This is a genomic window from Endozoicomonas sp. ISHI1, assembly GCF_024606225.1.
Classification (GTDB): domain Bacteria; phylum Pseudomonadota; class Gammaproteobacteria; order Pseudomonadales; family Endozoicomonadaceae; genus Endozoicomonas_A.
In genome coordinates this window covers 1-7203 of the sequence record NZ_JAGRPU010000086.1, presented here as the reverse complement: position 1 = coordinate 7203, position 7203 = coordinate 1, and the positions used below count along the sequence as shown (strand labels likewise).

The window sequence follows — 7203 nt, the reverse complement described above, 5'->3', positions numbered from 1 at the left end:
GTGATATTCACTTTTGTGAACCGACAGGGCTTGAGCGTTTGGCAGGGTCTTCTGGCACTCAGGGCAGGCTTGCTCTGGGGTGTGATCTTTTCTTTTGTGATCCGATAGGGCTTTCGCGTTTGGCAAGGTCTTCTGACACTCTGGGCAGGTTTGCTCCGGGGTGTGATCTTTCCTTTTGTGAGCCGACAGGGCCAGAGCGTTTGGCAGGGTCTTCTGGCACTCTGGGCAGGTTCGCTCTGGGGTGTGATCTTTTCTTTTGTGAGCCGACAGGGCTAGAGCGTTTGGCAGGGTCTTCCGGCACTCAGGGCAGGTTCGCTCTCCGGTGTGATATTGACTTTTGTGAACCGACAGGGCTTGAGCGTTTGGCAGGGTCTTCTGGCACTCAGGGCAGGTTTGCTCTGGGGTATGATATTTTCTTTTGTGAGTCGACAGCGCTTGAGCGTTTGGCAGGATCTTCTGGCACTCAGGGCAGGTTTGCCATGGGGTGTGATCTTTTCTTTTGTGAGCCGTCAGTGCTCTCGCGTTTGGCAGGGTCTTTTGGCACTCAGGGCAGGTTTGCTCTCCGGTGTGATATTGACTTTTGTGAGTGCTCAATGAGGCTTGAGAGCTTAGTGGTTTTTCACAGCCGGGGTGATCACATCGGTATTTTTTGGAGCCTGCCTTCCTTTCTTTTTTCGCAGGAGGGGAATTTAATGTTAATGATGGACCGGTTGTACTTTCAGCTCCTGAGACAACTGTCAGACCTCCGGCAGGATGGCTTACCGGTCCAGATTCCTGATCACCTGTTTGCAAATAGACATCTGTTCTGCAAGCGAAAGAGTCATCTGAGGTTGAAAGACACCAGATAGTTGTGGATGGAGCGAAGATACAGCGTCCTTGTCGATGACAACAGGGCTGTTGATGGCAATTTTCGTCAAGGCTATGTCGGGAGTCGGCAGGTCGGCCCGAATTTTCATCATTATGTTCGTTGTCGTATAGATAATGATATTTTTCTGAATGCCTATTGAATGACTGATCATGATCTTCTGGCCCCGTTGTCCGGGAATAGTTAGCGCCGCCCGTTCCGTACATACAAGTGATGATCTGAAATTTGTTTCGCCTACAGGGTTTGTCATCGAGTGGTGAGCCTGACCCTGAATATCCATTTGTGCGGGTAATGTTTGATGGTTCGTTTTGCATCGGCATCCCATCGTTCATTGCCATTTCAGATAATGTGCCCGGCTCAGTTTTTGTAGAAAAACTCTGGCTTGTCGAAGCCCCGTTCTGGTTAACCTCAACGATAAAACGGTAGGTCTGTGACTCAACCGTGCAAACGAATGGCACAACGATCAATACGTGCAAGAGTAGACTTTTAATGGTTCTATCCTTTTTTTTCTATGGATAGGAGCAGTGAGGATAGACGAGAGGATAAGGGGCAGGAAACTAAAACACAGTGGCTCATGGATTCTCCCATCCATTTCAAATATGCAGGAATTTTACTGAAACGCTGATGTTTTATACCTGATGACTGTCGTAAAAAGCGTTTAGCCCTTCACTCCCCTGAGCCTGTGACAAGCAGAAATCAATCACCTGACTTTGCATCATCAAGCTTTCGTTTTCGGTGTTGCCTTCTGTGATCCCACAGGGCTTTCGCGTTTGGCAGCGTCTTCTGGCACTCAGGGCAGGTTTGCTCTGAGGTGTGGTCTTTTCTTTTGTGATCCCACAGGGCTCTCATGTTTGGCAGGATCTTCTGGCACTCAGGGCAGGTTCGCTCTCCGGTGTGGTATTCACTTTTGTGAACCGACAGAGCTTTCAAGTTTGGCAGGGGCTTCTGGCACTCAGGGCAGGTTTGCTTTGGGGTGTGATCTTTTCTTTTGTGATCCCACAGGGCTTTCAAGTTTGGCAGGGTCTTCTGGCACTCTGGGCAGGTTTGCTCTCCGCTGTGATATTCACTTTTGTGAACCGACAGAGCTTTCGCGTTTGGCAGGGTCTTCTGGCACTCTGGGCAGGTTTGCTTTGGGGTGTGATCTTTTCTTTTGTGATCCCACAGGGCTTTCAAGTTTGGCAAGGTCTTCTGGCACTCTGGGCAGGTTTGCTCTCCGGTGTGATATTGACTTTTGTGATTCGACAGGGCATAAGCGTTTGGCAAGGTCTTCTGACACTCAGGGCAGGTTTGCTCTGGGGTGTGACATCTTCTTTTGTGAACCGACAGGGCTCGAGCGTTTGGCAGGGTCTTCTGGCACTCAGGGCAGGTTTGCTCTGGGGTGTGATCTTTTCTTTTGTGAGCCGACAGGGCTTGAGCGTTTGGCAAAGTCTTCTGGCACTCAGGGCAGGTTTGCTCCGGGGTGTGATCTTTTCTTTTGTGATCCGACAGGGCTTGAGCGTTTGGTAGGATCTTCTGGCACTCAGGGCAGGTTTGCTCCGGGGTGTGATCTTTTCTTTTGTGATCCGACAGGGCTTGAGCGTTTGGTAGGATCTTCTGGCACTCAGGGCAGGCTCGTTTTCCGGTGTGATATTGACTTTTGTGAGCCGTCAGGGCTTGCGCGTTTGGCAGGATCTTCTGGCACTCAGGGCAGGTTTGCTCTGGAGTGTGATCTTTTCTTTTGTGATCCGAAAGGGCTTTCGCGTTTGGCAGGATTTTCTGGCACTCAGGGCAGGCTTGCTCTGGGGTGTGATCTTTTCTTTTGTGAGTCGACAGGGTTATTGCGTTTGGCAGGATCTTCTGGCACTCAGGGCAGGTTTGCTCTCCGGTGTGATATTGACTTTTGTGAGTCGACAAGGCTCTGGCATTTGGCAGGGTCTTCTGGCACTCAGGGCAGGTTCGCTCTCGGGTGTGATCTTTTCTTTTGTGAACCGACAGGGCTTGTGCGTTTGGCAGGGTCTTCTGGCACTCAGGGCAGGTTCGCTCTCCGGTGTGATATTGCCTTTTGTGATTGTTCAATGAGGCTTGAGAGTCAAATGATTTTTCACAGCCGGGGTGATCACATCGGTATTTTTTGGAGTCTGCCTTCCTTTGTTTTTTCGCAGGAGGTGGATTTAATGTTAGTGATGGACCGGTTGTACTGTCAGCACCCGAGACAACTGTCGGACCATCAGCAGGATGGCTTACCGGGCCAGACTCCTGATCGCCTGTTTGCAAATAGACATCTGTTCTGCAAGCGAAAGAGTCATCTGAGGTTGAACGACACCGGATAGTTGTGGATGGAGCGAAGATACAGCATCCTTGTCGATGACAACAGGGCTGTTGATGGCAATTTTCGTCGAGGCTATGTCGGGAGTCGGTGGGTCGGCCCGAATTTTCATCGTTATGGCCGTTGTCGTATAGATAATGCGATTTCTCTGAATGTCCATTGAATGACTGACCATGACCCTCTTGCCCCGTTGTCCGGGAATAGTTCCCGCTGCCCGTTCCGTACATACAAGTGATGATCTGAAATTTGTTTCGCCTGCAGGGTTTGTCATCAGGCGGTGAGCCTGACCCTGAATATCCGTTGGTGCGGGTAATGTGTGATGGTTCGTTTTGCACCGGCCTCCCATCGTTCATTGGCATCGCAGATAATGTGCCCGGCTCAGTTTTTATAGAAAAACTCTGGCTTGCCGAACCCCCGATCTGGTTAACCTCAACGATAAAACGGTAGGTCTGTGACTCAACCGGGCAGACGAATGGCACAACGACCAATACGTGCAAGAGTATACTTTTAATGTTTCTATCCTTTGTTTTCTATGGATAGGAGCAGTGAGGATAGACGAGAGGATCAGGGGCAAGGAACTAAAACAGAGTGGCTCATGGATTCTCCCATCCATTTCAAATATGCAGAAATTTTACTGAAACGCTGATGTTTTATACCTGATGACTGTCGTAAAAAGCGTTTAGCCCTTCACCCCCTGAGCCTGTGACAAGCAGAAATCAATCACCTGACTTTGCATCATCAAGCTTTCGTTTTCGGTGTTGCCTTCTGTGATCCGACAGGGCTTTCGTGTTTGACAGGATCTTCTGGCACTCTGGGCAGGTTTGCTCTGGGGTATGATCTTTTCTTCTGTGGTCCGACAGGGCTTTTGCGTTTGGCAGCGTTTTCTGGCACTTAGAGCAGGTTTGCTCTCCGGTGTGATATTCACTTTTGTGAACCGTCAGGGTTTTCACGTTTGGCAGCGTCTTCTGGCACTCAGGGCAGGTTTGCTCTGAGGTGTGGTCTTTTCTTTTGTGATCCCACAGGGCTTTCGTGTTTGGCAGGATCTTCTGGCACTCAGGGCAGGTTCGCTCTCCGGTGTGGTAGTCACTTTTGTGAACCGACAGGGCTTTCAAGTTTGGCAGGGTCTTCTGGCACTCAGGGCAGGTTTGCTTTGGGGTATGATCTTTTCTTTTGTGATCCCACAGGGCTTTCACGTTTGGCAGGGTCTTCTGACACTCTGGGCAGGTTTGCTCTCCGCTGTGATATTCACTTTTGTGAACCGACAGAGCTTTCGCGTTTGGCAGGGTCTTCTGGCACTTAGGGCAGGTTTGCGCTGGGGTGTGATCTTTTCTTTTGTGATCCCACAGGGCTTTCACGTTTGGCAGGGTCTTCTGGCACTCAGGGCAGGTTTGCTCTCCGGTGTGATATTGACTTTTGTGAACCGACAGGGCTTGAGCGTTTGGCAAGATCTTCTGGCACTCAGGGCAAGTTTGCTCTGGGGTATGATCTTTTCTTTTGTGAGCCGACAGGGCTTGAGCGTTTGGCAAAGTCTTCTGGCACTCAGGGCAGGTTTGCTCCGGGGTGTGATCTTTTCTCTTGTGAACCTTCAGGACTTGAGCGTTTGGCAAGGTCTTTTGGCATTCAGGGCAGGTTTGCTCCGGGGTGTGATCTTTTCTTTTGTGATCCGACAGGGCTTGAGCGTTTGGCAGGATCTTCTGGCACTCAGGGCAGGTTCGTTCTCCGGTGTGATATTGACTTTTGTGAGCCGACAAGGCTTGCGCGTTTGGCAGGATCTTCTGGCACTCAGGGCAGGTTTGCTCCGGAGTGTGATCTTTTCTTTTGTGATCCGAAAGGGCTTTCGCGTTTGGCAGGATTTTCTGGCACTCAGGGCAGGCTTGCTCCGGGGTGTGATCTTTTCTTTTGTGATCGGACAGGGCTTGAGCGTTTGGCAGGATCTTCTGGCACTCAGGGCAGGTTTGCTCTCCGGTGTGATATTGACTTTTGTGAGTCGACATGTCTCTAGCATTTGGCACGGTCTTCTGGCACTCAGGGCAGGCTTGCTCTTGGGTGTGATCTTTTCTTTTGTGATCGGACAAGGCTTGAGCGTTTCGCAGGATCATCTGGCACTCAGGGCAGGTTTTCTCTCCGGTGTGATATTGCCTTTTGTGAGTGCTCAATGAGGCTTGAGAGCTAAATGATTTTTCACAGCCGGGGTGATCACATCGGTATTTTTTGGAGCCTGCCTTCCTTTGTTTTTTTGCAGGAGGTGGATTTAATGTTAATGATGGACCGGTTGTACTGTCAGCACCCGAGACAACTGTCGGACCATCAGCAGGATGGCTTACCGGGCCAGACTCCTGATCGCCTGTTTGCAAAAGGACATCTGTTCTGCAACCGAAAGAGTCATCTGAGGTTGAACGACACCGGATAGTTGTCGATGGAGCGAAGATACAGCGTCCTTGTCGATGACAACAGGGCTGTTGATGGCAATTTTCGTCAAGGCTATGTCGGGAGTCGGTAGGTCGGCCCGAATTTTCATCATTATGTTCGTTGTCGTATAGATAATGATATTTTTCTGAATGCCTATTGAATGACTGATCATGATCTTCTGGCCCCGTTGTCCGGGAATAGTTACCGCCGCCCGTTCCGTACATACAAGTGATGATCTGAAATTTGTTTCGCCTACAGGGTTTGTCATCGAGTGGTGAGCCTGACCCTGAATATCCATTTGTGCGGGTAATGTTTGATGGTTCGTTTTGCATCACCCCCCCATCGTTCATTGTCATTTCAGATAATGTGCCCGGCTCAGTTTTTATAGAAAAACTCTGGCTTGTCGAAGCCCCATTCTGGTTAACCTCAACGATAAAACGGTAGGTCTGTGACTCAACCGTGCAAACGAATGGCACAACGATCAGTACGTGCAAGAGTAGACTTTTAATGGTTCTATCCTTTTTTTTCTATGGATAGGAGCAGTGAGGATAGACGAGAGGATAAGGGGCAAGGAACTAAAACGTAGTGGTTCATGGATTCTCCCATCCATGGTAAACGTGCTGATATTTTACTGAAACGCCGATGTTTTATACTTGATGATTGTCGTAAAATAAGGTTACAGAAAAGCAATGAACTCAGGCACGATCACAGAGCTACAGCAAGACGATTAGCCGGGTTCGATGAGGTCTGAGCCGTCAACAAGGGAGTGTCTTTCATGGTGCAGTCGAAGCACTGGTGATTTCGTGTTGCCACATTTGCATTAAGACCTGCTTGCTGAAGAAGGTTTCCCTCCTGAGCCTGTGATAAGCAAAAATCAATCACTTTACTTTGCATCATCAAACTTTCGTTTTCGGTGTTGCCTTCTGTGATTCGACAGGGCTTTCACGCTTGGCAGTGTCTTCTGGCACTCAGGGCAGGTTTGCTCTGGGGTGTGACATTGTTTTTTATGATTCGACAGTGCCACAGCGTTTGGCAGGGTCTTCTGGCACTCAGGGCAGGTTTGCTCTCCGGTGTGATATTGACTTTTGTGATTCGTAAGGGCATGAGCGTTTGGCAGGGTCTTCTGACACTCAGCGCAGATTTGCTCTGGGGTGTGATCTTTTCTTTTGTGAACCGACATGGCTTTTACGTTTGGCAGGGTCTTCTGGCACTCAGGGCAGGTTTGCTCCGGGGTGTGATATTGACTTTTGTGATTCGACAGGGCATGAGCGTTTGGAAGGGTCTTCTGACACTCAGTGCAGGTTTGCTCTGGGGTATGATCTTTTCTTTTGTGAACCGACATGGCTTTCACGTTTCGAAGGGTCTTCTGGCACTCAGGGCAGATTTGCTCTCCGCTGTGATATTCACTTTTGTGAACCGACAGGGCTTTCGCGTTTGGCAGGGTCTTCTGGCACTCAGGGCAGGTTTGCTCTGGGGTATGATATTTTCTTTTGTGAACCGACAGGGCTTGTGCGTTTGGCAGGATTTTCTGGCACTCAGGGCAGTTTCGCTCTCCGGTGTGATATTTCCTTTTGTGATTGTTCAATGAGGCTTGAGAGCCAAATGATTTTTCACAGCCGGGGTG

Annotated in this window: 4 protein-coding genes; all 4 read right to left on the bottom strand. The window is 49.6% G+C overall.

Features of this window, described 5'->3' with window-relative positions; all coding sequences use genetic code 11:
- A partial coding sequence (locus tag KBW69_RS22975; RefSeq protein ID WP_257282442.1) for a C2H2-type zinc finger protein occupies window positions 1-1341 on the bottom strand: 1341 nt, incomplete at its 3' end.
- 220 nt (window positions 1342-1561) lie between these two features.
- Window positions 1562-3667 (bottom strand): C2H2-type zinc finger protein, encoded by a 2106-nt coding sequence (locus tag KBW69_RS22970; protein WP_257282441.1) that lies wholly within the window; start codon window positions 3665-3667, stop codon window positions 1562-1564.
- Window positions 3668-3886: 219 nt separating this feature from the next.
- A complete protein-coding gene (locus KBW69_RS22965; RefSeq protein WP_257282440.1) occupies window positions 3887-6073 on the bottom strand; it encodes a C2H2-type zinc finger protein in 2187 nt (728 codons plus the stop codon).
- 389 nt (window positions 6074-6462) lie between these two features.
- The coding region (locus tag KBW69_RS22960) for a C2H2-type zinc finger protein (RefSeq protein ID WP_257282438.1) at window positions 6463-7203 on the bottom strand (741 nt) is incomplete at its 5' end.